The organism is Dietzia sp. E1, assembly GCF_014145015.1.
In the GTDB taxonomy this organism is placed as follows: domain Bacteria; phylum Actinomycetota; class Actinomycetes; order Mycobacteriales; family Mycobacteriaceae; genus Dietzia; species Dietzia cinnamea_A.
In genome coordinates this window covers 1-2,172 of record NZ_JAALDU010000037.1, presented here as the reverse complement: position 1 = coordinate 2,172, position 2,172 = coordinate 1, and the positions used below count along the sequence as shown (strand labels likewise).

Here is a 2,172-nt window from a genome sequence, read left to right as displayed (position 1 = left end):
GCCGGCCGCGTACCGGCCCGCCGGCGCCCCGGTCGGTCAGGGCCGTCGCGCGCGGGTGACAGCGACCAGCGCCCCGAGGGCGACCACGCCCACGACGAGCGCGAGCACGTGGTAGGCGGGGATCAGCCCGATGCCCTCGGCGATGACCGCCGCCACCACCGCCGGGACACCGAGCGAGGTGTAGGCCACCACGAACAACGCGGAGAAGACCTGCCCGCGTACCGCCGGGGGCGCGCTCTGCGCCACCAGCGTGTTGCCCATGAGGAACAGCAGCCCCATGCCCAGCCCGGTGAGCGCGGCCGCGGCGATGAAGCCCGCCACCTCGCCGGCCTCCAGCGACAGGGATGCGACGACCAGCCCGGAGACCAGGGCCCCCACCCCGACGGCCACCCCGAGCCGCCACCGCTCCGGCCCGGATCGCAGGTTCCACACGAGCTGGGCGATCCCCGCCGCACCCTGCAGGCTGGCCACCACGAGCCCGGTGACCATGTAGTCCGACCGGCCCATGAGGTCGCGCGCGATCGCCCCGCCCAGCCCCAGGAAGACGCCGCCGACGGACCACGAGACGGTCACGCACACCGCCGCGAGGGCGAACGTGGACCGGATCTCCGCCGGGACCGTGGGAGGCCGGACCCGCAGGGCGTCGCGCGCCGTCGAGGAGCCGCCCGCCGTCTCCGGGACGACGGTGGCCACGGCGACGAGGAGCGCGACGGTGGCCGCGCCGATCACGAGGTAGGGGTGCACGAGGGGTGACGACGACGAGGTGGCCACGGCGCCCGCGAGGAGCACTCCCACCGCGATACCGAAGTTGGTGGTGGAACTGCTGGTGAGTGCGCCGACCCGTGAATCGCGGGTCGGATGGAGCTCGATCAGCGCGGCGGAGGCAGAGCCGGTGATCAGCCCCACCGCCAGTCCCTGGATGATGCGGCCCGCGATCAGCCACGCGACCGACGGGGCGGCCGCGAGCATTCCCATGCTCGCCGCCAGCAGCGCCAGCCCGGCCAGGATCACCGGTCGGCGACCGATGGCGTCGGAGAGCCGCCCGAGGAACAGCAGGGGCACGAGGACCGCGAGGGCGTACACGGCGTAGACGACCGTGATGGTGGTGCCGCCGACCTCCCACGACTGCTGGTAATCGACGTACAGGGGGGAGGGTGTGGCGCTGGACGCCAGTGCCACGGTCACCACCAGGGCCATGAGGACGAACGGGACCCATGACGAGCGGGGGGTGGTCTGCACGGTCTCCCTATCCGCCGGATCCGGCGTCGGTCGGGGTGGCGTCCTGTGCCGCGGCGGGCTGCGGCGCGGTCCGCGCGGCGGGTGCCGATGAGTGGAGCCTAGGGGATTCGAACCCCTGACATCTGCCTTGCAAAGGCAGCGCTCTACCAACTGAGCTAAGGCCCCGTCACCGCCAAGCATAAACGCCGGACCGCAGCGTGCGGATCCGGCGTCTGCCTTGCGGAGTGGGCCTAGGAGGACTTGAACCTCCGACCTCCAAATTATCAGTTTGGCGCTCTAACCACCTGAGCTATAGGCCCTCGTACCGATGGATGAATCTACCCGACGCACTCCCCCGGACCCAAATCGGCACCTCGGAGGCGGTCACGGACAGCGCGCCGGGCGGCCGCTGGGCCGTCCCCCGGTGCCGCGTCAGTTGCGGCGGTCACTGAGCGTCACCTGCACTCCGCCGCCGGTCAGGTCTGCCGCGAGGTTGTAGATGAACACCGCGAGCGTGGCCAGGATCGACAGCAGCAGGACGTTGAGCAGACCGACGCCGCCGCTGTAGAGGAAGATCGTCGACGGCCCGATCACGGACGCGGACTCGTCGCCGGCCACCCCGGAGAGCAACCCGCCGAGCCGGTCCCACACGCCCATGCCGGACAGCAGCAGGTAGGTCACGCCGATCGCGACCATCCACACGAGGTAGAGGGCGAACATGAGCCCCAGGACGGTGGTGAACGCCGACCACGGGTCGATCCTGCGCAGTACGAGGACGGACTCGAGCGGCCCGCGGCGCTCGGTGGGCGATACCACCGGTGCGGCCCGACCGGCGGCCCCACCCGAGTGGGCCTTGGACAGTCCGCCGCTCACGCCCTCGGCCCGGTGCTGGGGCGCCGCCGGGAACGCGGTGGTGGCCGCCTCACTCGCGCCGGGTCCGGACCCGCCGTACCC

General features: G+C 72.2%; 2 protein-coding genes and 2 tRNA genes. All 4 read right to left on the bottom strand.

All coding sequences use genetic code 11. The features are described 5' to 3' along the window. Window positions 1–36: 36 nt before the first annotated feature. Window positions 37–1,239, bottom strand: coding sequence for an MFS transporter (locus G6030_RS02005; protein ID WP_182642037.1), 1,203 nt, complete (start codon window positions 1,237–1,239; stop codon window positions 37–39). A gap of 92 nt (window positions 1,240–1,331) precedes the next feature. Then, window positions 1,332–1,404, bottom strand: a tRNA-Ala gene (locus tag G6030_RS02000). 60 nt (window positions 1,405–1,464) lie between these two features. After that, window positions 1,465–1,538 (bottom strand) — tRNA-Ile (locus tag G6030_RS01995). 112 nt (window positions 1,539–1,650) lie between these two features. Then, a partial coding sequence (locus G6030_RS01990; RefSeq protein WP_182642036.1) for a DUF3566 domain-containing protein occupies window positions 1,651–2,172 on the bottom strand: 522 nt, incomplete at its 5' end.